22 protein-coding genes and 1 other RNA gene are annotated in these 25,541 nt (G+C 65.3%); 8 read left to right on the forward strand and 15 right to left on the reverse strand.

The genetic code is table 11. From position 1 onward, the window contains the following. Positions 1 to 14 precede the first annotated feature (14 nt). The 6 genes from ACEN9O_RS30550 to ACEN9O_RS30575 all read left to right on the forward strand — a co-directional run bounded on the left by ACEN9O_RS30550 (position 15) and on the right by ACEN9O_RS30575 (position 8,830). On the forward strand, positions 15 to 2,843 hold the full coding sequence (locus ACEN9O_RS30550; protein WP_495615522.1) for a hybrid sensor histidine kinase/response regulator: 2,829 nt from the start codon (positions 15 to 17) through the stop codon (positions 2,841 to 2,843). A gap of 1 nt (position 2,844) precedes the next feature. Beyond that, positions 2,845 to 5,034 carry a putative bifunctional diguanylate cyclase/phosphodiesterase gene (locus ACEN9O_RS30555; RefSeq protein ID WP_495615523.1) on the forward strand — a complete coding sequence of 730 codons (2,190 nt, stop codon included), beginning with the start codon at positions 2,845 to 2,847 and terminating at the stop codon, positions 5,032 to 5,034. A 68-nt stretch (positions 5,035 to 5,102) separates the two neighbouring features. Further along, complete coding sequence (locus ACEN9O_RS30560; protein WP_495615524.1) at positions 5,103 to 6,071, forward strand: hypothetical protein; 969 nt, start codon at positions 5,103 to 5,105, stop codon at positions 6,069 to 6,071. Further along, on the forward strand, positions 6,058 to 7,134 hold the full coding sequence (locus tag ACEN9O_RS30565; RefSeq protein ID WP_495615525.1) for a radical SAM protein: 1,077 nt from the start codon (positions 6,058 to 6,060) through the stop codon (positions 7,132 to 7,134). Before ACEN9O_RS30560 ends, ACEN9O_RS30565 begins: the two co-directional genes overlap by 14 nt. A gap of 11 nt (positions 7,135 to 7,145) precedes the next feature. Next, the gene (locus ACEN9O_RS30570; RefSeq protein WP_495615526.1) at positions 7,146 to 8,162 is read left to right on the forward strand and encodes a hypothetical protein; all 1,017 of its coding nucleotides are present in this window, start codon (positions 7,146 to 7,148) and stop codon (positions 8,160 to 8,162) included. Continuing rightward, positions 8,159 to 8,830, forward strand: a complete 672-nt coding sequence (locus ACEN9O_RS30575) for an FkbM family methyltransferase (protein WP_495615527.1) — start codon at positions 8,159 to 8,161, stop codon at positions 8,828 to 8,830. The genes ACEN9O_RS30570 and ACEN9O_RS30575 overlap by 4 nt, the downstream gene beginning before the upstream one ends. On the opposite strand, the gene ACEN9O_RS30580 is transcribed toward ACEN9O_RS30575, so the two are convergent. The 4 genes from ACEN9O_RS30580 to dnaX are packed head-to-tail and all read right to left on the reverse strand — an operon-like array spanning position 8,827 to position 13,568. Further along, positions 8,827 to 10,044, reverse strand: coding sequence for a CaiB/BaiF CoA transferase family protein (locus tag ACEN9O_RS30580; protein WP_495615528.1), 1,218 nt, complete (start codon positions 10,042 to 10,044; stop codon positions 8,827 to 8,829). The two genes, ACEN9O_RS30575 and ACEN9O_RS30580, sit on opposite strands and share 4 nt — an antisense overlap. After that, positions 10,041 to 10,631, reverse strand: coding sequence for a recombination mediator RecR (gene recR / locus ACEN9O_RS30585; RefSeq protein WP_495615529.1), 591 nt, complete (start codon positions 10,629 to 10,631; stop codon positions 10,041 to 10,043). The genes ACEN9O_RS30580 and recR overlap by 4 nt, the downstream gene beginning before the upstream one ends. 23 nt (positions 10,632 to 10,654) lie before the next feature. After that, complete coding sequence (locus tag ACEN9O_RS30590) at positions 10,655 to 10,981, reverse strand: YbaB/EbfC family nucleoid-associated protein (protein ID WP_070272932.1); 327 nt, start codon at positions 10,979 to 10,981, stop codon at positions 10,655 to 10,657. Between the two features lie 37 nt (positions 10,982 to 11,018). Next, positions 11,019 to 13,568, reverse strand: a complete 2,550-nt coding sequence (gene dnaX, locus ACEN9O_RS30595) for a DNA polymerase III subunit gamma/tau (RefSeq protein ID WP_495615530.1) — start codon at positions 13,566 to 13,568, stop codon at positions 11,019 to 11,021. Positions 13,569 to 13,709: 141 nt separating this feature from the next. Here dnaX and ACEN9O_RS30600 point away from each other — a divergent pair, with 141 nt between their 5' ends. Next, positions 13,710 to 14,363, forward strand: coding sequence for a DUF2987 domain-containing protein (locus ACEN9O_RS30600; RefSeq protein ID WP_495615531.1), 654 nt, complete (start codon positions 13,710 to 13,712; stop codon positions 14,361 to 14,363). A gap of 54 nt (positions 14,364 to 14,417) precedes the next feature. Here the strand turns inward: ACEN9O_RS30600 and ffs are convergent. Together ffs and ubiD are read right to left on the reverse strand one after the other, a co-directional pair. Next, positions 14,418 to 14,516: signal recognition particle sRNA small type (gene ffs / locus ACEN9O_RS30605), an RNA gene on the reverse strand. Between the two features lie 15 nt (positions 14,517 to 14,531). Next, positions 14,532 to 16,016, reverse strand: coding sequence for a 4-hydroxy-3-polyprenylbenzoate decarboxylase (ubiD, locus tag ACEN9O_RS30610; RefSeq protein ID WP_495615532.1), 1,485 nt, complete (start codon positions 16,014 to 16,016; stop codon positions 14,532 to 14,534). 535 nt (positions 16,017 to 16,551) lie between these two features. Here ubiD and ACEN9O_RS30615 point away from each other — a divergent pair. After that, the gene (locus tag ACEN9O_RS30615) at positions 16,552 to 17,400 is read left to right on the forward strand and encodes a transglycosylase SLT domain-containing protein (RefSeq protein WP_495618560.1); all 849 of its coding nucleotides are present in this window, start codon (positions 16,552 to 16,554) and stop codon (positions 17,398 to 17,400) included. 74 nt (positions 17,401 to 17,474) lie between these two features. Here ACEN9O_RS30615 and ACEN9O_RS30620 read toward each other — a convergent pair whose 3' ends face one another. From ACEN9O_RS30620 to ACEN9O_RS30660, 9 genes are all read right to left on the reverse strand, one after another. After that, a complete protein-coding gene (locus ACEN9O_RS30620; RefSeq protein ID WP_495615533.1) occupies positions 17,475 to 18,029 on the reverse strand; it encodes a hypothetical protein in 555 nt (184 codons plus the stop codon). Positions 18,030 to 18,280: 251 nt separating this feature from the next. Continuing rightward, positions 18,281 to 18,751 carry a transcription antitermination factor NusB gene (gene nusB, locus ACEN9O_RS30625; protein WP_161083094.1) on the reverse strand — a complete coding sequence of 157 codons (471 nt, stop codon included), beginning with the start codon at positions 18,749 to 18,751 and terminating at the stop codon, positions 18,281 to 18,283. Between the two features lie 84 nt (positions 18,752 to 18,835). Then, positions 18,836 to 19,324, reverse strand: a complete 489-nt coding sequence (gene ribH / locus ACEN9O_RS30630; RefSeq protein ID WP_495615534.1) for a 6,7-dimethyl-8-ribityllumazine synthase — start codon at positions 19,322 to 19,324, stop codon at positions 18,836 to 18,838. Positions 19,325 to 19,350: 26 nt separating this feature from the next. Continuing rightward, complete coding sequence (gene ribBA, locus ACEN9O_RS30635; protein ID WP_495615535.1) at positions 19,351 to 20,460, reverse strand: bifunctional 3,4-dihydroxy-2-butanone-4-phosphate synthase/GTP cyclohydrolase II; 1,110 nt, start codon at positions 20,458 to 20,460, stop codon at positions 19,351 to 19,353. A 158-nt stretch (positions 20,461 to 20,618) separates the two neighbouring features. Then, positions 20,619 to 21,254, reverse strand: coding sequence for a riboflavin synthase (locus ACEN9O_RS30640; protein WP_495615536.1), 636 nt, complete (start codon positions 21,252 to 21,254; stop codon positions 20,619 to 20,621). 12 nt (positions 21,255 to 21,266) lie between these two features. Further along, a complete protein-coding gene (ribD, locus tag ACEN9O_RS30645; RefSeq protein ID WP_495615537.1) occupies positions 21,267 to 22,364 on the reverse strand; it encodes a bifunctional diaminohydroxyphosphoribosylaminopyrimidine deaminase/5-amino-6-(5-phosphoribosylamino)uracil reductase RibD in 1,098 nt (365 codons plus the stop codon). Between the two features lie 7 nt (positions 22,365 to 22,371). Next, complete coding sequence (locus tag ACEN9O_RS30650) at positions 22,372 to 22,929, reverse strand: GspH/FimT family protein (protein ID WP_495615538.1); 558 nt, start codon at positions 22,927 to 22,929, stop codon at positions 22,372 to 22,374. A gap of 10 nt (positions 22,930 to 22,939) precedes the next feature. After that, positions 22,940 to 23,395 (reverse strand): type IV pilin protein, encoded by a 456-nt coding sequence (locus tag ACEN9O_RS30655; protein WP_495615539.1) that lies wholly within the window; start codon positions 23,393 to 23,395, stop codon positions 22,940 to 22,942. Further along, positions 23,392 to 25,515: a pilus assembly protein gene (locus tag ACEN9O_RS30660; RefSeq protein ID WP_495615540.1), complete on the reverse strand. Its 2,124-nt coding sequence runs from the start codon at positions 25,513 to 25,515 to the stop codon at positions 23,392 to 23,394. Before ACEN9O_RS30660 ends, ACEN9O_RS30655 begins: the two co-directional genes overlap by 4 nt. Positions 25,516 to 25,541: the final 26 nt, after the last annotated feature.

Genomic DNA, 25,541 nt, shown 5'->3' on the forward strand with positions numbered 1-25,541 from the left:
CACCGCTAACAGCAATGTTCAATTTCGAACGTTCGGGTCTGAGCCATAAACTGACCGTCATTTCCGTCCTCTCCACCGGCAGCGCGCTGATGCTGGTGTTGTTCGCCTTTGCTGCCGCGTCCGTCCTCAGCCGGACCGACGACGCGCGCATGCAGCTGTCCTCGCTGGCCGGCGTGGTCGGCAACAACAGCGCGGCGGCGCTGCTGTCGGCCGACAGCAAGCAAGCCCGGCAGACGCTGGCCACGCTGGCGGTCGAAGACCAGATCCAGCAGGCCGCGCTGTACGACAGCACCGGCCAGTCGCTGGCCCGCTACCAGTCCGCCGCCCTGCCGCCCGGGCAGGACGCGCCGGCGCAATTGGCGCTCGAGGACGCCGGCCAGGAGATCCGCACCTTCCACAGCGGCCCGTTGTGGGCGCCGGCGTTGCGGCTGTACCGGCCGGTGCGCATCAGGGACGAGTTCATCGGCACCGTGATGATCGAATGCGCGCAGACCCGCATGTGGCTGGACCTGTTCAAGAACCTGGCCGCGGCCGCCGTGGCCGCCATGCTGTCGTTCGTGACGGCGCTGCTGATGGCGGCCCGCTTCAAGGGCAGCATCGCCGAGCCGGTCGGCAAGCTGATCGCCGCGGCCCAGCAGGTCAGCCGCGGCCAGACCCCGCCGCGCATCGTCCACCAGCGCAGCGACGAGCTGGGCGCGCTGACCGACAGCTTCAACGACATGCTGGCCCAGATCGAGGCGCGCGACGCCGCGCTGGCGCAATACCGCGACCAGCTGGAACGCCAGGTCGGCGCCCGCACCGAACAGCTGGAAAAGGCCAAGAACGCCGCCGAGGCCGCCAGCCAGGCCAAGAGCGCCTTCCTCGCCACCATGAGCCACGAAATCCGCACCCCCATGAACGGCGTGCTGGGCATGACCGAGCTGCTGCTGGCCACCCGCCTGACCGAGCAGCAGCGCCACTACACCAGCATGGTCAAGCGCTCCGGCGAACACTTGCTGGTCATCATCAACGACATCCTGGATTTCTCCAAGATCGAGGCCGGCAAGCTGACCGTCGAATACATCGATTTCAATTTCCGCGAATTGCTCGACGACATAGACAACGTCTTCGCGCCGCAGGCGCAGGCCAAGGGCATCCGGCTGGAGCTGCAGGTCGCCAACGATATCCCGATCGCCATCTGCGGCGATCCCAACCGGCTGCGCCAGGTCATCTTCAATCTGCTGGGCAACGCGATCAAGTTTACCGAGAGCGGCAAGATCACTGTCAAGGTCGCCGTGGCGCACGAGGACGCGCAAACCGTCGGCCTGCGCTTCGAAGTGCACGACACCGGTATCGGCGTCTCCAGCGAGGCGCGGGCGCGCATCTTCGACTCCTTCTCGCAGGCCGACGGCTCGACCACCCGCAAGCACGGCGGCACCGGCCTGGGCCTGGCGATCTCAAAACAACTGGTGGAGCTCATGGGGGGCACGATAGGAGTGGACCATGCGCTAACGCAAGGGTCGATCTTTTGGTTTGCCGTAAATTTTGATAAACGTCGTATTGATGTCGACGATCCTTCTTTCCACGCCACCCAGGAATGCCGCGCCTTGATTGTCGATGAAAATCCCACCAGCCGGGACGAGCTGGAAACGCTGCTGCGCAGCTGGCACATCGCCAGCGCCAGCGCCAGTGCCACCACCGCCCTGCCGCAGCTGCGCCAGGCCGCCGCCGCCGGCCGCCCCTACGACGTGGTGCTGCTGGACATGGAGCTGCCGCGCACCAGCGGCCTGGCGCTGGCCGCCGCGATCCGTGCCGAGGCGGCGCTGGCCACCACCCGGCTGTTGCTGCTGAGTACCGAGCGCAACGCCGCCGACGGCGTCCAGCGGCGCGAAGCCGGCGTCGCCTTCCAGCTGATCAAGCCGCCGCGCGCCTGCGACCTGTTCGATTGCCTGCTGGCGCCCGGCCGCGGCGCGCCGCCGCCGGCATGCCCGGCCGAGGCGCCGCCGGCCGCCGCGCCGGTGGCCCCGCCGCTGGCCGCCTTCAGCCCCGGCCCGACGCCGGCCCCGCGCGCCCGCAGGCGGCGCAAGGTGTTGCTGGCGGAGGACAATCCGGTCAATATCGAAGTGGCCAGCGCCATGCTCGAAGGGCTGGGGCTGGAAGTGAGCCGCGCCGTCAACGGCGAGGCGGCGCTGCACGCGGTGCAGGCCAACGAGTTCGACCTGATCCTGATGGATTGCCAGATGCCGGTCATGGACGGCTTCGCCGCGACCACGGAAATCCGCCGCCGCGAACAGCAGCGCAAGCGCGGGCGCAGCATGCCCATCGTCGCCATCACCGCCAACGCCCTGCAGGGCGACCGCGAAGCCTGCCTGGCCGCCGGCATGGACGATTACCTGAGCAAGCCCTTCACGCAGCAGGCGCTGGGGCAGACCATCTCCCGCTGGATCAGCCTGCCGCGCATGCCGGCCGCGCCGGAAGCGCCCGAGGCGCTCCCCGCCGCCGCGTCCAACGGCCAGATCAACCGCCAGGCGCTGGAAAACATCCGCGCCCTGAGCGCCACCAACGGCGACGCCCTGCTCGAGCGCGTGCTGCACGCCTATCTCGACGATACCCCCAAGCATCTGCACACGCTGCGCCAGGCCATCGGCACCGGCAACATCAGCCAGATGCGCAAGGCCGCCCACAGCCTCAAGTCCAGCAGCGCCAACGTCGGCGCCGACGCGCTGGCGCAGCGCTGCAAGGAGCTCGAGCAGCGCGGACGCAACAACACCACCGCCGGCGCCGCAGTCCTGCTGGCTGATATGGAACGCTCTTTCCAGGCCGTGCGGCAGGCATTGGGAGCCATCCTGGAAAAGGAAATATGACATGGCAAGCTCCCCCTCCCCCAAGCGCGGCCTGGTGCTGGTCGCCGACGACGATCCCGTGATGCGCCTGCTGATGCTGGAAATGCTGAGCCAGGTCGGCCTGAACGCGGTCGAGGCCGAGGACGGCCTGCAGGCCGTGGCCTGTTTCCAGAGCATGGCGCCGGACCTGCTGCTGCTCGACGTCGACATGCCCGGCATGGACGGCTTCGCCGTGTGCCGCGAAATCCGTCGGCTGGAAACCCAGACCACCGTGCCCATCATCATGGTCACCGGCGGCGACGAGCTCGAATCGGTGACCCAGGCCTACGAGGCCGGCGCCACCGACTTCGTCTCCAAGCCGATCAACTGGCCCATCCTCGGCCACCGCGTGCTGTACGTGCTGCGCGCCAGCGACGCCATCACCCGCCTGCGCATCGCCGACGCCCACCACCGCGCGGTGCTGGCGGCGATCCCGGACACCTTCTTCCGCATGAACAAGGACGGCTACTACCTCGACTACGAGCAAGGCCACGAGGCCAGCGCCGTGTTCGACAGCGAGCAGTGCGTGGGCCGCCACCTGAACCAGGTGCTGCCGGACGACATCGCCCGCCACATGCTGGAGCAGGTGCAGACCGTGCTCGACACCCAGCACATCCGCTCGCTCGACTACGAACTGCCCATCCCCGGCGCCGCCCCGCGCGCGCGCCAGGGCGAGCACGCGGTGGCGGTGCCGGTGCGGCATTTCGAGGCGCGGCTGGTGGCCACCGGCCCCGACGAAGTGCTGGGCCTGGTGCGCGACATCAGCGAGCGCAAGCGCACCGAGGAACAGATCCGCCGCCTGGCCTACTGCGACAGCCTGACCGGCATCCCCAACCGCCAGGCCTTCCTGGAGACGCTGGAGGCCGAGCTGGTGCGCTCGCGCAAGGGCAACAAGAAATTCGCCGTGCTGTTCATGGACCTGGACGCCTTCAAGCGCATCAACGACACGCTGGGCCACGACGTCGGCGACCATCTGCTCAAGGCCGTCTCCGAGCGCCTGCGCGACACCACCCGGCCCAGCGACCTGGTCTCGCGCACCGAAGTCGGCAACAACCTGGCGCGCCTGGGCGGCGACGAATTCACCATCCTGATCCCCGACCTGGAGCGTGTGGAGAACGCCCTCAACGTCGCCCACCGCGTCAAGGAAGCCATGCGCCGCCCCTTCCAGCTGGACACGCACGAAATCTTCGTCACCGCCAGCATCGGCATTTCGCTGTACCCGGAGGACGGCGAGGACTGCAACTCGCTGCTCAAATACGCCGACACCGCGATGTACCACGCCAAGAACTGCGGCAAGAACAACGCCAAGCTGTACAGCTCGTCGCTGACGATGCAGATCATGAGCCACGTCAAGCTGGAAGTGGGCCTGCGCAAGGCGCTGCAGAACAATGAGCTGTATTTGCTGTACCAGCCGCAGATCGACGTCGCCAGCGCCCGCATCGTCGGCGTCGAGGCGCTGGTGCGCTGGCGCCACCCGGAGCGCGGCATCATCTCGCCGACCGAGTTCATCCCGCTGGCCGAGGAAACCGGCCTGATCGTGCCGATCGGCGAATGGGTGTTGCGCACCGCCTGCCAGCAGGCGATGGCGTGGCAGGCGGCCGGCAAGCAGCCGGTGCGGGTGGCGGTCAACCTGTCGGCCAAGCAGTTCAAGGATGAGAACCTGACCCAGATCGTGCTGTCGACCCTGCACGAAACCGGCCTGCCGGCCGAGCTGCTGGAGCTGGAGCTGACCGAAGGCACGCTGATGGACGACGCCCGCGCCACCATGGTCACGCTGGAGCAGCTGCGCGGCATCGGCGTCTACCTGTCGATCGACGACTTCGGCACCGGCTACTCGTCGATGAACTACCTCAAGCGTTTCGAGGTGCGCGCGCTGAAGATCGACAAGAGCTTCATCTGCGGCCTGCCGCAGGATTCCGAGAACGCCGCCATCACGCGCGCCATCATCGCCATGGCGCACGGCCTGAAAATGGCGGTGGTGGCCGAGGGCGTGGAGACCGGCGCCCAGTTGCTGCTGCTGGAGCAATTCGGCTGCGACCTGGCGCAGGGCTACTACCTCGGCCATCCCTCGCCGCCCGAGTCGATCGAGCTGATGCTCGGCAACCAGTTCACGATGCACGGCCTGGCGGCCAGCGACGGCGGACACCCGATAAAGTTCCCCGCCCAGCTTTGACGTCCCTCGCTTCCTGGTCTGCTCAGCTGCCTAAGATGGTCAGGCAGCGTCTGAGCTAAGGAGGCCATATGGACGAGCAAGAACATTCCTTCCGCCTGGTGTTCACGCCGGAGCGGCAGCACCACCGGCGGCCGCTGGTGCTGCGTGCGGCCGCTGTTTCCAGGCGGGTCGACGCGCTGTTCAAGGCCATGTCGCGCGACTACCTGCTGCGCGAGCAGTTCATCACCGACCCGGCCCAGGTGCTGGCGGACTTCGCCCTCAGCGAAAAGCTGCCGGAGCAGCGCGCCTCCGTCAGCAACCAGCTGGTGTATGCGATACTGGCCAACCGGCACATGCGGCGCTGGCTGCGCAACTACGCGGCCGATCACCAGCACACCACGCCCACCCGCACCGAGTTCATGACCGCGTTCGGCAACGCCGTCATCAAGCACGGCGACTATCACATCGTGCTCGCGCTGGTGCGCGGCGGTATTGAAAGGGAATCGCCGTTCGCCCTTGGCGGCATGGAGCAGGCCATGCTGTTCACCAGCAGCCCCATCTTCGCCAGCGGCTTCCTGGTGCCCACCGATCACCGCACCATCAACGACTCCAACAGCACGCAGAACTTTGAGCACAGCTCCGCCACCATCGGCACCGGCCCCGGCACCGACGAAGGCACCGAAGTCGGCACGGACACCGGCACCCAAACGGGCACCCACACCGGCACCGACACGGGCACCGATACCGGCACGGACACTGGAACAAATACCGGCACCGACACAGGAACCGATACGGGAACCAACACCGGCACCGATACCGGCACCAACACGGGCACCGACACAGGCACCAACACCGGCACGGACACGGGAACCGACACCGGCACGGACACGGGCACCGACGAAGGCACGCACACCGGCACCGACAGCAACGAATACGATCCCTATCGCGGCCAGGAATACGTGCGCGTCACGATCGAGGCGCTGGTGCAGTACGCGCAGATCCTGGAGTCGCGTGGCATCCTCGCCATCTCCGAGGCGGAATTCAATGTCAGCCGCTGACTCCGAAGCGCCGCTGCTGCGCCGGCGCACGCACACGCTGTCCATCATGCCGACCTTCACCTGCCCGGCCGAATGCGCGGATTGCGGCACGCTCTCCAGCCCGCGCGAGCGCAACCGGCTGGAGCTGGCGTCCGTGCTCGCCGCCATCGATGAAGCCAAGCAGCTCAACTTCAGCAACGTCGTCTTCACCGGCGGCGAGGCCACGCTGGAATGGAAAACCCTGCTGCAAGGCATACGCCGCGCCGCCGACCACCGGTTGCCGGTACGCCTGGTCACCAACGCCCACTGGGCCACCAGCCTGGAAACGGCGCGCGAAAAAATCGCCGCCCTGATCGACGCCGGCCTCTCGGAAATCAACTACAGCACCGGCGACGAGCACGTGCGCTTCGTGCCGCTGGAGCGCGTGGTGCTGGCCAGCGTGGCCGCCTGCGAACGCCGCTTCCGCACCCACGTGATGATGGAGCTGAAGCAGGACCGCCACATCACGCCGGAGATGCTGACCGGGCACCCGCTGATCGCCGCCCTGCCGCCCGATCAATTCGCCGCGCTGACCGTGCTCAGCAGCCCCTGGATGCCGCTGCACCACGAAACCATCTACCGCTACCCCGAAGGCGTGGCCTGCGACGTTCAGGCGGCGGCGATACGCGGCGGCTGCTCCAGCGTGCTCAAGACCTACACGCTGCAGGCGGACGGCCGCGTCGGCTCCTGCTGCGGCCTGGGCCTGCGGGTCATCCCCGAGCTCAACGTCGCCGACACCGGCCTGCCCGGCTTCCTGCGGCGCGCCATCGTCGAATCCGAAGAAGACTTCCTCAAGCTGTGGATACACCACCAGGGCCCGGCCAAGGTGGTCGCCTGGGCCGCCACGCACAACCCCGACATCAAGTGGGAAGGCCTGTACGCCCACCAATGCCAGATGTGCCAGCGCCTGTACCACGACGATGCCGTGCGCAAGGTCATCGAGGAGCACTGGCAGGAAATGATCGCCGAAGTGCTGCAAGCGGCGTGGCTGGACGATGTGCACATCCCCGTCTCCCTGGGCAGACTGAACGCCGAAGCCGCCTGAGAGCCGCCGCCATGACCTTGATGAACCCAGCCGCGCCGCCGCAGCCGCCGCTAACGGTCGCCAAGCTGCGCCACGACGCGGAGCAGTTCGCCTACTTGCAGCGGCTGGGCGTGCTGGGCGCCAAGTACGACGTCATCGTGCAGCGCTACCGCGAGCTGGCCGACCACATGGCGGCCAGCCATATCAGCAAGCGCGAGCGGCCGAGCGCGGAAGAGCTGGCCGGCATAGGCGACATCTACAACCGCATCATCCACCGGCGCGCCGCGCCGGCCATCGCGCCAGCGTACTCGGACAGCTGGCGAGGCGCCGATGTCGAGCTCGCCTATCGCAACAACCCGCCCGGCATCGTCGTCATCGACGACTTCCTCGCGCCGGCCGCGCTGGACAGCCTGCGCCGCTTCTGCCTTGAATCGACGGTCTGGAATTCGCTGCGTTATTCGCACGGCCGCCTGGGCGCCTTGCAGCGCGGCGGTTTCAACTGTCCGCTGCTGGTGCAACTCGCGCACGAATTGCGCCACGCCCTGCCCCGGCTGATCGGCGATCGCCATCCACTCACGCAGCTGTGGGCCTACAAGTATCCGCCCCGCATGCCGGGCGATGACGTGCATGCCGACTTCGCCGCCATCAACGTCAACTTCTGGATCACGCCGGACGACGCCAATCTCGACCCGGCCAGCGGCGGCATGCACATCTACGACGTCGAAGCGCCGCCGGACTGGGACTTCGTCAGCTACAACCGGCGGCCGGACCTGATACGGCGCTACCTGGCCGAGGTCGGCGCGCAGGCGCGTTACGTACCCTACCGGCAGAACCGCGCCGTCATCTTCAACTCGGACCTGTTCCACGGCACCGCCGCCTGCACCTTCCGCGACGACTACGAGAGCCGGCGCATCAACGTGACCATGTTGTACGGCCACCGCCATGATGACGACTTCCGCCGGCCGCAGCCAACGCATAGGGTAAACGAAAGTACGCCTTATGCCGACTGGCGTTCCGCAGCACTGCACCGTTCCGGAAGGAGACCATGATGAGCTCGCAACTGGGCCAGGACCACTTCGTGCTGGCGGTGCTGAACGGCATGCGCGACGGCTACTTCCTCGACTCCGGCGCCGCCGACGGCGTCCGCGCCAGCAACACGCTGTTATTGGAATCGGCCTACGGCTGGCGCGGCATCTGCATCGAGCCCAACGACCGCTACTTCCGCGCGCTACAAAAAAACCGCGAGTGTCTCTGCATCCACGGCTGCCTGTACGACCGTGAAGTCGAAGTGGAATTCCTGGAAAGCGCGAACATGCTCGGCGGGATACTGCAGGAATATACGCCGGCCATGCTGCGCTACACGCACCACGTGTTCGGTCCCGAACTGCCCGCCGTGCGCAAGCGAACGCGCACCATCGCCTCGGTGCTGTATGAATGCAGCGCGCCGCCGGTGATCGATTACTGGAGCCTGGATACCGAAGGATCGGAGCTGGCGATACTGAAGAGTTTTCCGTTTGACGACTACCGGCTGCGGGTGCTCACGGTGGAGCACAACCGCCAGCCGGTGCGGGAAGACATCCGGCAATTCCTAGAGGCGCGCGGTTTCCGCCGCATTCACGACTTCGGCATCGACGACTGCTACCTCGGCCCCGACGCCCACCCGCCACCAAGCGCGCCATATGCCGCCTGGCGCAGTTCGGCGTTGCACCGGCGTTAGAGCACGCCGTCCCGCTTCATCGCGGCGATGTCCTCGGCGCCGTAGCCCAGCGACTGCAAGACTTCGTCGTTGTGCTGCCCCAGCGACGGGCCTATCCACTTGGTGTGGCCCGGCGTGGCCGACAACTTCGGCGAGATCGCCGGCAGCTTGACCGGCGTGCCATCGGCGAAGTGGTGCTGCTCGAACATCTCGCGCGCGACGAACTGCGGATCGCCCATCATGTCGCGCACCGAGTAGATTTTCCCGGCCGGCACATCGGCCGCCTTCAGCACGGCCAGCGCGCTGTCGATGTCCTGGGTGTCGCACCACGCCTGGATCGCATCGTCGATCTCCTGCGTGCGCTGCACGCGGCCGTCGTTACGCTCCAGCTGAGGATCGCCGGCCATGTCGATGCGGCCCATGGCCAGCATCAGCCGCTTGAAGATCGCATCGCCATTGCCGGCGATGACGATGTTCTCGCCGTCCTTGGTGGTGTAGGTGTTCGACGGCACGATGCCCGGCAACGCGCCGCCGGTACGCTCGCGCACCACGCCCGCGTGGTCGAACTCCGGCACCAGCGATTCCATCAGGTTGAACACGGATTCGTACAAGGCCACGTCGACCATCTGGCCTTCGCCCTTGAGCTTGCCGCCGGTGGCGTCGCGGTGGCGCAGCGCCATCATCGCGCCGATCACGCCGTGCAGGGCCGCCACCGAATCGCCGATCGACACGCCCACCCGCACCGGCGGCCGGTCCGCGTGGCCGGACACGTAGCGCAGCCCGCCCATCGATTCGCCGATGGCGCCGAAGCCCGGCAGGTCCTTCATCGGCCCGGTCTGGCCAAAGCCCGACAGCCGCACCATGATGGTGGCGGGATTGACGGCCTTCAGTTGCTCGTAGCCGATGTCCCACTTCTCCAGCACGCCGGGTCGGTAGTTCTCGATGATGATGTCGGCTTCCAGCGCCAGCTGGCGCGCGATGGCGCGGCCGCGTGCATCCTTCAGGTTCAGCGTCAGCGATTTCTTATTGCGCGACTGCACCGACCACCATAGCGAGGTGCCGTCCTTCAGCACCCGCCATTTACGGATCGGGTCACCGCCGTCGGGCGACTCGATCTTGATGACCTCGGCGCCGAACTCGCCCAGCATGCGCGCACAAAAAGGGCCCGCGATCAGCGTGCCCAGTTCCAGTACCTTGATGCCGGCCAACGGGCCAGCGGTGTTCTTGTCAGTCATGTCGCCCTTCGGTCCAGCATGGCGCGGGCGATGGTGCCTGCGTCCACGTACTCCAGTTCGCCACCAACAGGCACGCCGCGCGCCAGCCGGCTCACGCGCAGGCCGCGCGCCTTGAGCATCTCGCTGATGTAGTGCGCGGTGGCCTCGCCTTCGTTGGTGAAATTAGTGGCCAGCACCACTTCCGTGACCAGGCCGTCGACCGCGCGCGCCACCAGCTTTTCCAGGTGGATGTCCTTGGGGCCGATGCCGTCCAGCGGCGACAGGCGGCCCATCAGCACGAAGTACAGGCCCTTGTAGGTCAGCGTCTGCTCGATCATCAGCTGGTCGGCCGGCGTCTCCACCACGCACAGCAGGCGGCGGTCGCGCTGCTCGTCGTGGCAGGTGTCGCAGACGTCTTCCTCGGTGAAGGTATTGCACAGCGCGCAGTGATGCACGGCGTTCACCGCCTGGTGCAAGGCGCGCGACAGCATGTCCGCACCTTCGCGGTCATGCTGGAGCAAGTGAAACGCCATCCGTTGCGCCGACTTGGGGCCGACGCCGGGCAGACGGCGCAACGCTTCCGTCAGAAATTCCAGCGATTTGGACATGGAGCTTTACGCCGCGGCTGCCCTTAGAAAGGCATCTTGAAGCCGGCCGGCAGGTTCATGCCGGCGGTCAGGCCGCCCAGCTTTTCGGCCGAGGTGGCTTCGGCTTTGCGCACGGCGTCGTTGAAGGCGGCGGCGACCAGGTCTTCCAGCATGTCCTTGTCGTCGGCCAGCAGCGACGGGTCGATCGACACGCGCTTGACGTCGTTCTTGCAGGTCATCACGACCTTGACCAGGCCGGCGCCGGACTGGCCTTCGACTTCGATCAGGGCCAGCGCGTCCTGCGCCTTCTTCATATTGTCCTGCATTGCTTGCGCTTGCTTCATCAAGCCAGCCAGTTGGTTCTTCATCATGATGGTGTTCTCCGTGTATTGAAAGTTAAAGATGTGATCAGTGGGCGGCCGCAGCCGATACGACCGGCGGCGGCGTGATGGAACCCGGCACCACCCAGGCGTCGAATTCGCGGATCATGCTGTTCACAAAGGGATCGTTGGCGACGGTGTCCTCGGCGGCGCGCTGGCAGGCTTCGCGGTGCGCCTGCGCTTCGGCGCTGGCGGTGTACCAGACGGCGCCCAGCTCGGTATCCACGCGCACCGGACGGCCGAAGCGCTCGCTCAACGCGACCGTGAGCTTCTCGACGTTGCCGGGCGTGCGCCAGGTTTCGATCGGCACGCGGACGCTGAAGACCACCGCGTTGCCATCCATGCTGCATGAGATCAGTTCGGCCTGCATGGCCAGTTGCTGGGCCACGCCGCGCAGCGGCAGGGCGGCGGCCACGGCCGGCCAGTTGCCGTCCCAGTTCAGTTCCGGCACAGGCGTGATGACGTAGGCGTGAGGCGCCTTGGCCGGCGCCGGCGCGGCGCGGGCCGGCATGACGACGGCTTGCGCTTCGTCGGCATAAGCCAGCGGCGGCGGCGCCTGGTGCTGCGACGGCGCGTGCGATGGGCTGTGCGATTGGTGCGACTGGTGCGATGGCTGCGGCTGCGAAGGCGCATAGGCCTGCGCCGGCGCGGACTGCGCTACCGCGCTATCGTCGGAAAATTCAGTGACCCAGGGCGGTAGGTCATCCTCGTCGTCAGCCTGCTGCTGGGCAGGCTTGGCGGCGGGCGCGGCTTGCGGCGCGACCTGCTGCGGAGCCACCTGACGAACCGGCGCTTCCAGAACGGCGGCTTGTGCATCGCCCCCCATCGTTGCGGCCGGCGGCATGTCGTCCCACGGCGCAGGACGCGATGGCGCAACCGGCGCGGCTGACGGCACGGGCGCAGCATTCGACGCAGCAGGCGGCGTGTACGCAGCGCTCGGCGCGGCAGGCGATGGCGGCGCAGCGGCAGGCGCTGGAGACGATGAAGCGGATGGCGCAGCGGCAGCCGGCGCGGCACTCGGCGACGACGAGCGCGCGCCCGGCTTCGAAGCCGCACGGGCAGCTTCCAGGGCGGCGTTAATGGCGGCACGCGCGGCACTGATCGGCGCAGCCGATGCTGCCGGTGCTGCCGGTGCAGCTGCCGGCGCATCAGCGACCGGCGCAGGCGCTGCTGACGCAGGTGCCGCATACGCAGCCGGCGCAGCGACAGGCGCCGGTGCTGGTGGCGCAACCGGCGCAGGCGACATCGCACTGGCAGACGGGGTTTGCGCGGCCGGAGCAGGCGCAGGAGCAGGCGCCTCGCTGCGCGCCATCGCGGCCGCAGCGCCGGCGACCACCGCCGCCGGCGTCACGCTGGCGTGGCTGGCCTGTATATGCGCGGCAGCGCGCGCAGGCGGTGCCGCCGCGGCGCGCGCCGCAGCCACCGCCGCCGGACGCGACATCGCAGGCGCCGCAGCCGGTTGTCCCTCAGCCCCGCCTACGCCGGGCCGAAAGGCCAGCATGCGCAGCAAGGTCATCGAGAAGCCCGCATATTCATCCGGCGCCAGGCCCAGTTCATTGCGGCCATGCACGGCGATCTGATAATACAGCTGCACCTCTTCCGCATCGAAGGCGGCCGCCAGGCGCACGATATCGGCGTACTCCGGCAAATCTTCCGGCAAGGCGGTCGGCACCGTCTGCGCCAGCGCGATCCGGTGCAGCAAGGTGCCCAGGTCCTGCAAGGCGCCGTTGTACGACAGGCTGCGCGTGGCCATCTCGTCGGCCACGGCCAGCAGATCCGCGCCATCCTGCGCGGCCAGCGCATCGAGCAGGCGGATCAGGTAAGACTGGTCCAGCGCGCCCAGCATGCCCTGCACCGCATCCAGCGTCACCGCGCCGGCGGCGTAGGCGATCGCCTGGTCGGTCAGCGACAGCGCATCGCGCATAGAACCGTGTGCGCCGGCGGCCAGCAGACGCAAGGCCGGCGCCTCGAAGCTGATGCCCTCCTGCCCCAGGATATTATCCAGATGGCCGATGATATGACCCGGCGGCATCTGCTTCAGATTGAACTGCAGGCAGCGCGACAGCACCGTCACCGGAATCTTCTGCGGATCGGTGGTCGCCAGGATGAACTTGACGTGCTCGGGTGGTTCCTCCAGCGTCTTCAGCATCGAGTTGAAGGCGTGGTTGGTGAGCATGTGCACCTCGTCGATCATATAGACCTTGAAGCGCGCATTGCTCGGCGCGTACACCGCCTGCTCCAGCAGCTGCGCCATCTCGTCGACGCCGCGGTTGGACGCCGCGTCCATCTCGATGTAGTCGACAAAGCGGCCGGCATCGATCGCGGTGCACGCCTCGCACACGCCGCACGGCGTCGGCGTGATGCCGCCGTTGCCGTCCGGGCCGACGCAATTGAGCGACTTGGCCAGGATACGCGACAAGGTGGTCTTGCCGACCCCGCGCGTTCCGGTGAACAGATAGGCATGGTGCAGCCGGCCGCTATGCAAGGCGTGCGTCAGCGCGCGCACGACGTGCTCCTGGCCGACGAGCGTTTCGAAATTCCGGGGGCGATATTTACGGGCGAGGACTTGATAGGACATGCTGAGATTTTACCGTAGATAGCGTGGGGCGCGGACCATCCGGGGACGGTGCGACAAAGGACCAATTGTAACAAGGCACGACCCGATTTGGTAAGTCACGAGGAATGCCCTACAATTTGTTTTTCTTTTAACATGCCAAAAATGAAAAATCTAGTCCTGCTGCCCCTGCTGTGCCTGTCCCTTAACGCCATCGCAGAAGAACGCGAGTGGCTGACTTACAAGAAAGTGACGGAGGAACTGCGCCTCGACAAGTACTACGCCCTCCCGGCAACCGAGCGCGATAAGCTGAACCTGTTCCTGACCGTCAAACCGCAGAACAAGAGCATCAAGCCCTCCGAGGTGGTGCTGACCGTGGTCGACGGCGCCGAACGCCATCCGCTGCCGACGCTGTCGCCCGACTTCCGCATGCCGTTCACGCCCAACCCGAAATGGCTGGCCGACGACGCCAAGATCATGACCAGCCTGCCCAAGAGCGAGAAGTCCGCGCTTGGCCTGGACATCACCACGCCGCTGCCCGAGGGGCTGCAATGGAATTACGCGCAAGTGATGAGCAGCGTGCCACAGATGAATCAGGCCATCAAGAAAATGGCCGGCGCGATGAGCATGTTCGCACCCAGCATTAAGGTGGTGATCTTCAAGTTCAACAAGCCGGCCCAGCTGAAAGTCGACAGCAAGGTCTACAGCAGCGACGCGAAGAACCAGATCAAGCTGAAACTGGATACCAGCCTGCTGAAGGAAAATCCGTTGATGGTGGCGTCGGAACGCCCGTTCGAGGCTGAACTGGACGGCGATTAAGCCGGTCCAGAAACAAAAAAAGCTACCCTCTGGTAGCTTTTTTTATTTCCCGAAGGAGGCGAGCCTGATCTGCGGCACTTATGGTTAATAGCCGTGGCTGCTTCGTTCCCGACCTGACCAGGTTAGCCATGCCACAATGCGCAGGGGCCCGCCGACGGCAATTATAACCTACAGCCCCAACTCCTGCCAAATCTGATCGACGCGCGCCTTCACTTCCGGCGTCATGCTGATCGTGGTGCCCCACTCGCGCGTGGTTTCGCCCGGCCACTTGTTGGTGGCGTCGATGCCCATCTTGCTGCCCAGGCCACTCACCGGCGAGGCGAAGTCCAGGTAATCGATCGGCGTGTTGTCGACCAGCGTGGTGTCGCGGGTCGGGTCGACGCGCGTCGTGATGGCCCAGATCACCTCGTTCCAGTCGCGGATGTTCACGTCCTCGTCCACCACCACGATGAACTTGGTGTACATGAACTGGCGCAGGAAGCTCCACACGCCGAACATCACGCGCTTGGCGTGGCCGGCGTACTGCTTCTTGATCTGCACCACCGCCATGCGATAGCTGCATCCCTCGGCCGGCAAGTGGAAGTCGGTGATCTCCGAGAACTGCTTTTGCAGCAGCGGCACGAACACCTCGTTCAGCGCCAGGCCCAGGATGGCCGGCTCGTCGGGCGGCTTGCCGGTGTAGGTGGAGTGATAGATGGGATCGCGGCGCATCGTGATGCGGTCGATGGTGAACACCGGGAACGAGTCCTGCTCGTTGTAATAGCCGGTGTGGTCGCCGTACGGGCCTTCCAGCGCATGTTCGTAGCCGCTCGGATGGTTTTCGTCAGGATAGATATGGCCTTCCAGCACGATCTCGGCCGACGCCGGCACGCGCAGCTCGCTGCCGATGGCCTTGACCAGCTCGGTGCGGCTGCCGCGCAGCAGGCCGGCGAACTGGTATTCGGACAGGCTGTCCGGCACCGGCGTCACCGCGCCTAATATAGTAGCGGGATCGGCGCCCAGCGCCACGCAGATCGGATACGGCTGGCCCTTGCTCTGGATGGCGTGCTCGCGGAAGTCCAGCGCGCCGCCGCGGTGCGCCAGCCAGCGCATGATGACCTTGTTCGGCCCCAGCACCTGCTGGCGATAAATGCCCAGGTTCTGGCGCTTCTTATTAGGTCCCTTGGTAATCACCAGGCCCCAGGTGATCAAGGGCGCGATATCGCCCGGCCAGCAATGCTGGATCGGCAACTTCGACAGGTCGACGTCGGCGCCCTCCCACACGATCGCCTGGCACGGCGCGCCGCGCAACTCCTTGGGCGCCATGTCCCACACCGCCTTCACCAGCGAGCCCATGCCCATCAGGTCCTTGAAGCCCTTGGGCGGCTCCGGCTCCTTCAGGCGCGCCAGCACGTGGCCGATCTTGCGCAGCTCGCTGACGCTGTCGGCGCCCATGCCCAGCGCCACGCGGCGCTCGGTGCCGAACAGATTGCCCAGCACAGGCATGCTGTGTCCGGTCGGATTCTGGAACAGCAAAGCCGGGCCGCCGGCCCGCAAAGTGCGGTCGCAAACCTCGGTCATCTCCAAATACGGCGAAACGGGTACCAAAACGGGCTTAAGTTCGCCCGTCCGTTGCAGTTGGGAAATAAAATCTCGCAAATCAGAATATTTCATCGTTTTTTAATTTTTTCTTACAACGCAGCATACTGTTTAAAAAGACAGGTCAAGTAGTTGATTTTATTGGTTTTAGCCGCAATACAAGCAAAAAAGTAAGATTTATAAGTTATAGCTTCGCTTGTCGTTAGTATTGACTTGATATAAAACGGCTTCTACAATTTGCCCTACTTGAAGAGAACACGGTTCAGCGCGGAATATCCGGAAACGCGGACCACACCAAATGTGTTGCTCATTCATTCACGGAGTCGGGGCTCCACATGACATTTTAAGGAGTGTTTTCAAAAGGCGTCTGCCTTACCCCCGAAAGAAGTTGTATTGCGACTGATCGAATACCACAGGGAAACATCAGCTCAAGCAAGCAATGACGGCGTCCAACGCGCGCTCCCAGCGGCGACGGACGATGATATTTCTGATGCACGGCATTAGCACCCGGTTAGCTGCGTTCAACGCTGGCGGGGACCCGCTTTTACGGACATTTCAGGGGAACTCTATGATTAATCGTTTCATCGGTGCAACGCAGATTGCCCGTACCATGGCTCGCCAGCCAGCAGCGTGGTTCTCCACGACTCGCGTTTCGGCAAAGGGCGTGTTGACCACCGCCCAGCACACGCTGACCATTCTGGGTGTGACCGCTTTAGTAGTAATGGCAGTACTGTTTGTCCGTCCCGACCTGGCCAAGGCACTGAGCAACAGCCTGAACCACGTTCCTGAAGTCGAAACTGTTGCCGTCGTGGCGCCGCCGCTGTCGGCCCTGATGGAAACCCCGGCCGCTACCCCGGCCGCCAGCACCGCACCGCTGACCACCGAAGAAAAAGCCCTGCTGGGCACGCAGAAGCAGCAACAATGGGTCACCTCCTGGCTGTCCAAGCGTTACCGCGTAGCGGGCGACGCCGCCAACATGCTGGTGTCCACCGCCTACCTGACGGCGCGCGAGATCAAGCTGGATCCGCTGCTGATCCTGGCGGTGATGGCGATCGAGTCGGGCCTGAATCCGTTCGCGGAAAGCCCGGTCGGCGCGCAAGGCCTGATGCAGGTCATGTCGAAGGTGCACCACGATAAATTCCAGGAAATGGGCGGCCTGCAAGCTGCGCTCAATCCGGTGGCCAACATCCGTGTCGGCTCGCTGATCCTGAAGGACTACGTCACCCGCGGCGGTTCGGTCGAAGCTGGCCTGAAGATCTATGTCGGCGCCGCAGCGTTCGAACATGATGACGGCTACGGCTCGAAAGTGCTGGCCGAGTACCAGCGCCTGAAGCAGGTTTCGGCAGGCAAGAAAGTGCCGACCATCACCCCGATGATGGCAGCGGCCCCGGCCAAGCCTACGCCGCCGGTCGCGGCGGTTGACAAGTCGGTCAACGGCACCCAGATCGCCGGCCTCTGATTTAACGAACATAAAAAACCGCCAGTACCGGACGCGCTCAAGATCGCGTCCGGTACTGGCGGTTTTTTTGCGTCCTATTTTCCGAAGCTTTTCGGGCAGCTGCCGACCTTGGTTTTAACGCCGTCGCGGAAGGGATCACGGCCGCCGGTCAGCGAATTGGACTCCATCACCGCGCAATAACTGCCGCCGCCCGAACGCACACGCGTCATGAGGCGGCCATCGGGCGTGGTGAAGTTCTCGACAGTCGTCCCCTCGTCGCCCACGAAGGCGCCACCCAGCTTGGCCGCCAAGGCTGTCGTGTCGTTGGCGATCTTCTTGTCGCGTGGATTCCAGGCTTCCTTGCGCAGCTGCCGGTCGATGGCGGCTGCGCTCTTGAGCGAGCGCTGCATCAGATCTTCGGCCGGCCTGGCAGGCTGCTGGGCGAACGGATCGGGTGGCGGCGTGGTCTGCGTGATGGCTTGCGGGGCTTGGGCCTGCACCGGCTGCTGGATCGGCTGCGGTTGCGCTGCGGGCGGCAGCAAGGTCAGGCGCGGCGCGGCCGCTTCGCGGACGGGCTTGGCTTGGGCCGTGGGCTTCGGCGGCGGCTTCGCCGGCGCCAGGATATATGTGATGGCCTCGTGGCGCCCCACAGAAGCTGCCAGAGGCCGATCAGGCGCGCGCCAGCCGATAAACGCCAGCAGGTGCGCGCCGGCGATCAGGGCCAGCCAGCCGCGACGGCGCCATGCCGGCGCCTGGCTCAGGGAATGCAGTTCGATGATACGCCCTCGACATTGATTTTAAGTCAACGGATTCTGCGGCCCAGCCCCCTCCCCGTCAAACCCCAAATAAAAAAAGCCACCGCAAGATACCTTGGGTGGCTTTAGACAGTACCGGACGCTGCTTAGCGTTTTTTGTCGGCGGCGACTTCGTCGGGGCGGACCCTGGCGGCCAGCTTGTCCAGCACGCCGTTGACGTATTTGTGGCCGTCGATACCGCCGAAGGACTTGGTCAGCTCGACCGCTTCGTTGATGACGACGCGGTAAGGGATTTCCAGGTTGTTCTTCAGCTCGAACGCGCCGATCAGCAGCACTGCGTGCTCGATCGGCGACAGTTCCGCCACGCCACGGTCGACCAGCGGCGCGAAGCTCTCGCGCAACGCCACCGAATCCTTGATCGCGCCGTACAGCAGCACCGTGAAGTGGTCGCCGTCGGCCTTGTCGAAGCCGTGCGCGGCGCGGATGTTGTTGACCACGGTGGCCGCGTCTTCATTGTTCAGCAGCCACTGATACAAACCCTGCAACGCAAACTCACGCGCGCGGTGGCGCGGCGTACGGTTCTTGCTAGGGTTGGCGTGCAAAATTTTATCTGTCATGGTTATACCTGTTCTTAAATACTTACAAAATCCGGCTCAGTGCGCCGGCGCATACCGGCACACTGCGCCGTTTACTACCTGTTCTTACTCGTCGTCGCCCTGATCCTGGCTCAACTCTTCCAGCGCGATGGTCAGATTGGCCATCTCCACCGCCACGCGCGCCGCATCGGCGCCCTTTTCGGCCATGCGGGCCTCGGCCTGCTCGTCGTTCTCGGTGGTCAGGATCGCGTTAGCGATAGGAATACCATAATCCAGGCCGATGCGGGTGATGCCGGCGCCGGATTCGTTCGAGACCAGCTCGAAGTGGTAGGTTTCGCCACGGATCACCGCGCCCAGCGCGATCAGCGCGTCGAACTGCTGCGACTCGGCCATCTTCTGCAGCACCAGCGGCACTTCCAGCGCGCCCGGCACGGCCACGTGCAGCACGTCTTCATCGGCCACGCCCAGGTGCTTCAGCTCGGCCAGGCAGGCCGACAGCAGGCCGTGGCAGACGTCTTCGTTAAAACGGGCTTGAACGATGCCGACGCGCAGGCCATCGCCGGACAAATTGGTTTCGTAGCTTCCTACAGTCATGGAGTGCCTCTTGTATGTTGGTTGAATTAGTTAGGTTTGGCCATGTAGCCGGTCACTTCCAGATCGAAGCCCGTCATCGACGGCATCTTGCGCGGGCTGGCCAGCAGCTGCATCTTGCAAACGCCGACTTCGCGCAGGATTTGCGCGCCGATACCGTAGCTGCGCAGGTCCATGCTGGCGGCGCGGCCTTTCGGTTTGGTTTCCGGCTTGCCCAGCGCGTCGAACTGGGCGAAGAACTGCTCCGCCGTTTCTTCGCAGTTGAGCAGCACGATCACGCCGCGCTCGGACGCCTTGACCGCCGCCAGCGACGCCGACAGGTTCCACGAGTGGGTGGTCGCTTCCGATTCCAGGATATCCAGGATGGACACCGGCTGGTGCACGCGCACCAAGGTTTCCTTGTTCTTCTCGATATCGCCGTGCACCAGCGCCAGGTGGGCCGAGCCGCTTGGCTTGTCGCGGAAGGCGATCATGCGGAAGTTGCCCTGGGCGGTATTGAGCGGACGCTCGCCGATCTTCTCGACCAGCGACTCGTTGCGGCTGCGGTAGTGGATCAGGTCGGCGATGGTGCCGATCTTCAGGCCGTGCTCCTTGGCGAATTCCAGCAGGTCCGGCAGGCGCGCCATGGTGCCGTCGTCCTTCATGATCTCGCAGATCACGGAGGCTGGCGTCAGGCCGGCCATGGCGGTCAGGTCGCAGCCGGCTTCGGTATGGCCGGCGCGCATCAGCACGCCGCCAGGCTGCGCCTTCAGCGGAAAGATGTGGCCGGGCTGGACGATGTCCGACGGCTGGGTGTCCTTGGCCACGGCGACCTGGATGGTCTTGGCGCGGTCGGCCGCCGAGATGCCGGTGGTCACGCCCTCGGCCGCTTCGATCGACACGGTGAAATTGGTGCCGAAGGCGGTGCCGTTACGGGCCGACATCATCGACAGGTTCAGCTGGTCGCAGCGCTCTTCGGTCAGGGTCAGGCAGACCAGGCCGCGCGCATGCTTGACCATGAAATTAATGGCTTCAGGCGTCACAAAGTCCGCCGCGAGCACCAGGTCACCCTCGTTTTCCCGGTCTTCTTCATCGACCAGGATCACCATGCGGCCCGCGCGCAATTCGGCGACGATTTCTTCGGTGCTGGAAATTGACATTTTTAATCCTTTGTAGCGGAGCTAGAACAGGGCGCTATTTTAAAGGATTTACGCCGGCCCCACCGCAAAAGCCCGCTTTTATCCGCCAAATGGCCGGCTTTAGAAGGCGCCCTCTGGATTAATTGTCAACATTCTGCCATTGCGCGGGCTGGAACCGCTTATTTGCCGGCGGCGCCGACCGAGACCATGCGCTCGACGTAGCGGGCGATCAGGTCGATCTCCAGGTTGATCTGATCGCCCACTGCCAGGTGCTTGAGCGTGGTCATGGCGATGGTGTGCGGGATCAGGTTGATCGAGAACTGGCAAACCAGGTCCTTGCCGGTGCCGATATCGGTCACACGGTTCACCGTCAGCGACACGCCGTTGACCACGATCGAGCCCTTGAAAGCCAGGAACTTGGCCAGCTCGTGCGGCGCTTCGATCACCAGCTCCCACGATTCGCCCACGCCCTCGAACTTGCGCACCACGCCCAGGCCGTCCACGTGGCCGGACACCAGATGGCCGCCCAGGCGCTCGTTGAGCGTCAGCGCCTTTTCCAGGTTCACTTCGGTCAGCGTATCGAGGCCGACCGTGCAGTTCAAGCTCTCGCGCGAGACGTCGACGCGGAAGCTGCTGTCGTCCTTCTCCACCACGGTCATGCAGGCGCCGTTGATGGCGATCGAGTCACCCAGCGCGACATCGGCCAGCGGCAGGCCGCCGGCATTGATGTTCAGGCGCACGCCCGCGAACGAGCCGCCTTCGAGCGGCGTGACCGATTCAATTTTGCCGATAGCGGCGACAATTCCAGTAAACATGTGAGTGCAATCTTAATGATGAGTGAATCGTGCAAGGATACGCAAATCTTCGCCGATCTGCTTAACCTCGTGAAATTTCAGACGCTGCTGGTGCGACAGCTCGGTCAGCGCCGGCAAGGCGAACATGCCCTGCGCATCGCCCAGCAGCGTCGGCGCCAGGTAGACCAGCAGCTCGTCCACGCAGCCTTCGCGGATCATGGAACCGTTGAGCTTGCCGCCAGCTTCGACGTGCAGCTCGTTGATCTGGCGCCGGCCCAGCTCGCGCATCAGCTCAGGCAGGTCGACCTTGCCGGAGGCGTTGGGCAGCAGGATGATCTCCGCGCCCATCGCGCGCAGCGCGGCCTCCTTTTCGGGATGGGAGACCGCCGCCGCGATCCAGGTGCCGCCGCCCTGCAGGACCTTGGCGGACGGATCGATGTCGAGCTTGCTGTCCACCACGATGCGGCGCGGCTGTCGTGGCGTTTCCACCGCGCGCACGTTGAGCTGTGGATCGTCGGCCTTGACGGTGCCGATGCCGGTCAGGATGGCGCAGGCGCGGGCGCGCCAGGCGTGGCCGTCGGCGCGCGCCTCCGGCCCCGTGATCCACTGGCTGACGCCGTTGTGCAGCGCCGTCATGCCGTCCAGGCTGGCGGCGCTCTTCATGCGCACCCACGGCAGGCCGCGCGTCATGCGCGAGAAGAAGCCGATATTCAGTTCGTAGGCCTGCCCGGCCAGCAGACCAGTGCTGATCTCGATGCCGGCGGCGGCCAGCTTGGCCATGCCCTGCCCGGCCACCAGCGGATTCGGGTCCTCCATCGCCGCCACCACGCGGCCCAGGCCGGCGCGCACCAGCGCGTCCGAGCACGGCGGCGTGCGGCCGTGATGGTTGCACGGCTCCAGCGTCACGTAGGCGGTCGCGCCACGCACGTCGTGGCCGCGCGCCTGGGCATCTTTCAACGCCTGGATTTCCGCGTGGTCGCTGCCGGCCTGCTGGGTGACGCCGGCGCCGATCACTTGCCAGTCGCGCACGATCACGCAGCCGATGTGCGGATTCGGCGAGGTCGTGTACAGCCCTTTGGCGGCCCACTCCAGCGCCAGCGTCATGCCTTCGAGATCGTTGCTGATGTTCACGTTGTCCTTAGTCAGTCGCGCTGGTGCAGCTTGCGCCATCCACCGCCGGATCGCACACGCGCACCCGGCCCAGCATATTGATTTTGATATTGCGGGCGGTGTCGCCATGCGCCAGCGACAGCGTGCCCCAGCGCGCGGCCAGGCTGTTGCTGGCGCTGCAGGCACGCCCAGCAGCATTATAAGCAAGATATTGGGGCGTTGCGCTGGTCGAAAAGACCGTGGTAAGAATGATGCCATCGGCGATGGGGCCATGCCGGGACAACAGCAGCTCGCCGGGATCGGGATGACGGTTACCGTTATCGTCGACAAACACCACCCATCCCTGACGCCAGGAGGTGCCGGACGGATCCAGCGGCACCATCAGCACCTGGCCGCCACGCGCCATGGCGTGCGAACGGGTCAGGTTGATGGCCGCCACCAGGTCGTTGACAGCAATGCGCAGCTGCTGGCGTTCCAGTGCCATCCGATAGCTCGGCGCGGCGACGCCGAGCAGGATGGCCGTCAACAGCAACACGACCAGCAGCTCGACCAGCGTATGGCCGTCACTGACAAATTTGGCTTGCATCGCGCGCTCCTCACGGCCAGCAGTTGATGGACGGTCCGGTAGCCAGGCGCAGTCCGCTGCTGGTCAGCTTGAGCTGCCGGCAATCGTCGTCGCGAAACCTGGCGTCGACCAGCGCGGTGCCCGGCGTGGCGATCAGCTGCACGCATTGCGAGATCAGCTCGCCATCGCAAGCCTTGCCTTCGATTTCATAGGCGCTGGTCGGCGCGCCGTTGCTGCTCCACCATTTGAACTGACGCGCTTCCGGCTCGGTGACGCTGGACGAAAAGGCGATGTAGGTGTTGGCCTGCGTGAAGAACCGCTCTTCCTGCTGCATCAGCTGCAACAGCGTGGCCTGCGCTTCGGCGCGACGCGCGCGTATCACGTGCCGCTGAAAAGCCGGCATCGCTTGCGCGGCAAGCACGGCCAGTATTACCAGCACGATCAGCAGCTCGATCAGGCTGAACGCCTGTTGGTGCGCGGGCTTCATTTGATCGCCTCATGCAGTTCGCGCCAATTGGCCACTTCGCGCCAGCTGAGCCGGCCGGATCGCGAGCGTACTTTGACACTGCCCACCACAATCATCTCCCGCGCCGACACGTTGATCACGGCATAGCTCCTGTCCACCATGACCCGTCCCGTCGGATCAGGCGGGCTGGTGCTCGACGATTGCTGCACCAGGGTCAGCACGGCCGTATAGGTCGATTGCAGCACGCCGATTATCGGCGCGGTTGGCACGATGCTGGCCGTGCTGTGGCCGGCCGGCAGGCCGCTCATCACATCGAGTACGTAGCTGCGGCTGCGCGAGGCATCGCATTTATCCGCTCCCGGCAGCAAGGTGTTGAACACGAGTTCGCCGCCAACCAGCTTGCCGCTGTTGATGCTGCGTTCGCCCGTGTGCGCGGATTGCAGGAAATCGACGTACCAGCCCTTGCTGCCTGGCGCGAGCTCCGCGCCGCTGATGCTGAACAAGTCGGCCGTCGACGGATCCAGCACGCGCTCGGTCAACTGACGCCGGCCAGTAACCACATCCATCGGCACGGCCAGACTGTCGAGGATCGCGTAGAACGATTGCGTGCGGAAGCCTCCCGCGCTCAGGTCGCTCCGGTCGAACAACATGCCAGTGCCGAACAGTACAAGATAACCGCCGCCGGAGGCATAGGCCAGCATGGGCTGCTGCGCAATCGGCTGCCGCCTGCCGTCGGCGTCGCGCGCAACGAACAACGCTTTGGCGGTAGCACCTGGCCAACTGGTGAAATCGAAACGCCACAAATTTCCTTGCAGGTCGCCGGCATAGGCGTAACTCAGTGCACCATCGCGGTCGGCGACCAGCGCCGGCGCGCTCAGGCCGTTGGCCAGCGACGGATCGGAGATAGGCGTGACAAGCCGGAAGTAGTTCACGTTGAGCTTCCATGGCTCGTCGCGTGCTTTGTCCAGCGCCAGCAGGAATAAGGCGCCCTTGCCTGCGCTGCTGACATGGCCATCGCTGGCGTAGTTGTTCAGCCCGCTGGAGACGATGGCGAAGTAGCGATAGCTGGGCGGGCCGGCGCCACGACTGGTGCGCACCTTGGCGATCTGCGGCAGCGTGGTGACGTTGCCCATCATCGGATCGTCGCGATCGGTGAATTCCCAGAGCGCGGCGCTTTCGTCGAGGGCGGCGGGATCGCTGATGTCCAGCGCGAACACCCCTTGCGCACCGCCGCCCATCGCGGCAACAAGGACCGTGCGCCAACTTCCGCCGATCAGGACGTCGCCGCTGTTGCCAGGGCCGTCGACGTAGGCCCGGTGCACGTAGTCAAGGCTGGGCAAGCGGTTCAATGCTGGCATCAACGCGTTGGGCAGGTAGGCATAGAGTTCGCCGCCGGTGTTGGCATCGAAGGCGTGCAGCATGCCGTCGTTGGCGCCAAGGTAGATCGCCGGGCGGCGGCTTTTGAGGCGTTCGCGGAAGGCCAGGTAGTCCCGGTCCAGCGCAGCGCCCGATGGCGGGCCGACCAGCACGGGCGTGCTGTTGATCGAGTCGCCCAGCACGCTGCTGCGGCGGCGGAACAGCGCGCCCTCATCGCTGCGCTCGCCACGCAGATAGGCCAAGCGACGCTCGCCCAGTCCGTCGGCGGCCGCTGCGTGCGGCGGCGGTGCTTGATCGAGCAATGCTTGCTGGGCCGCCGACAAGGCAGGCCATGCAAAGGGAACGCCGGCTATTCTGCCATCAGGCTGCACGATGGCCGTGTAGAGCTTGCGCGCCGCAGGTTCCGGCATCGGCGCGCGCCCCGGTTCGCCGGTCAGGATGGCACCGGCGTCCCAGCGCGACGCGACGCCGGTCGGCGATACCATGATGCGTTCAAAATGCCCGCCCCAATCGGCCGCGTCCAGCGTGGCACTCAGCAGGTCGCCAACTGGCATGGTCGACGAGGCGGCGGCAGGCGCAACGGCGGTGGGAGGCGCGACGGCAGGCGCAGCCATCAACAGCGACGCGCCGGCGATTCGCGCTCCAGCGGCACGGCAAGCGGCAGTCAAGGGCTCGCTGGCGATATCGAGCACGGGCGGCGCCGCACGCACGCCCACCGCCAGCATCGGCAGCAACATCAACAACACCCCCAGCAGAACCCGCATCCACCACCATCGCCGGCCATGTCCTG

Source organism: Duganella sp. Dugasp78, assembly GCF_059491455.1.

Coding starts and splice junctions, on each gene's coding strand:
- ACEN9O_RS30570 (WP_495615526.1), top strand. CDS start 7,146: ATGACCTTGATGAACCCAGCCGCGCCGCCGCAGCCGCCGCTAACGGTC.
- recR (WP_495615529.1), bottom strand. CDS start 10,631: ATGTCCAAATCGCTGGAATTTCTGACGGAAGCGTTGCGCCGTCTGCCC.
- ACEN9O_RS30655 (WP_495615539.1), bottom strand. CDS start 23,395: ATGAAGCCCGCGCACCAACAGGCGTTCAGCCTGATCGAGCTGCTGATC.
- ACEN9O_RS30615 (WP_495618560.1), top strand. CDS start 16,552: ATGGCTCGCCAGCCAGCAGCGTGGTTCTCCACGACTCGCGTTTCGGCA.
- ACEN9O_RS30555 (WP_495615523.1), top strand. CDS start 2,845: ATGGCAAGCTCCCCCTCCCCCAAGCGCGGCCTGGTGCTGGTCGCCGAC.
- ACEN9O_RS30575 (WP_495615527.1), top strand. CDS start 8,159: ATGATGAGCTCGCAACTGGGCCAGGACCACTTCGTGCTGGCGGTGCTG.
- ACEN9O_RS30550 (WP_495615522.1), top strand. CDS start 15: ATGTTCAATTTCGAACGTTCGGGTCTGAGCCATAAACTGACCGTCATT.
- ubiD (WP_495615532.1), bottom strand. CDS start 16,016: ATGAAATATTCTGATTTGCGAGATTTTATTTCCCAACTGCAACGGACG.
- ACEN9O_RS30600 (WP_495615531.1), top strand. CDS start 13,710: ATGAAAAATCTAGTCCTGCTGCCCCTGCTGTGCCTGTCCCTTAACGCC.
- ACEN9O_RS30640 (WP_495615536.1), bottom strand. CDS start 21,254: ATGTTTACTGGAATTGTCGCCGCTATCGGCAAAATTGAATCGGTCACG.
- ACEN9O_RS30565 (WP_495615525.1), top strand. CDS start 6,058: ATGTCAGCCGCTGACTCCGAAGCGCCGCTGCTGCGCCGGCGCACGCAC.
- ACEN9O_RS30650 (WP_495615538.1), bottom strand. CDS start 22,929: ATGCAAGCCAAATTTGTCAGTGACGGCCATACGCTGGTCGAGCTGCTG.
- dnaX (WP_495615530.1), bottom strand. CDS start 13,568: ATGTCCTATCAAGTCCTCGCCCGTAAATATCGCCCCCGGAATTTCGAA.
- nusB (WP_161083094.1), bottom strand. CDS start 18,751: ATGACAGATAAAATTTTGCACGCCAACCCTAGCAAGAACCGTACGCCG.
- ACEN9O_RS30660 (WP_495615540.1), bottom strand. CDS start 25,515: ATGCGGGTTCTGCTGGGGGTGTTGTTGATGTTGCTGCCGATGCTGGCG.
- ACEN9O_RS30560 (WP_495615524.1), top strand. CDS start 5,103: ATGGACGAGCAAGAACATTCCTTCCGCCTGGTGTTCACGCCGGAGCGG.
- ribBA (WP_495615535.1), bottom strand. CDS start 20,460: ATGTCAATTTCCAGCACCGAAGAAATCGTCGCCGAATTGCGCGCGGGC.
- ribH (WP_495615534.1), bottom strand. CDS start 19,324: ATGACTGTAGGAAGCTACGAAACCAATTTGTCCGGCGATGGCCTGCGC.
- ACEN9O_RS30580 (WP_495615528.1), bottom strand. CDS start 10,044: ATGACTGACAAGAACACCGCTGGCCCGTTGGCCGGCATCAAGGTACTG.
- ACEN9O_RS30590 (WP_070272932.1), bottom strand. CDS start 10,981: ATGATGAAGAACCAACTGGCTGGCTTGATGAAGCAAGCGCAAGCAATG.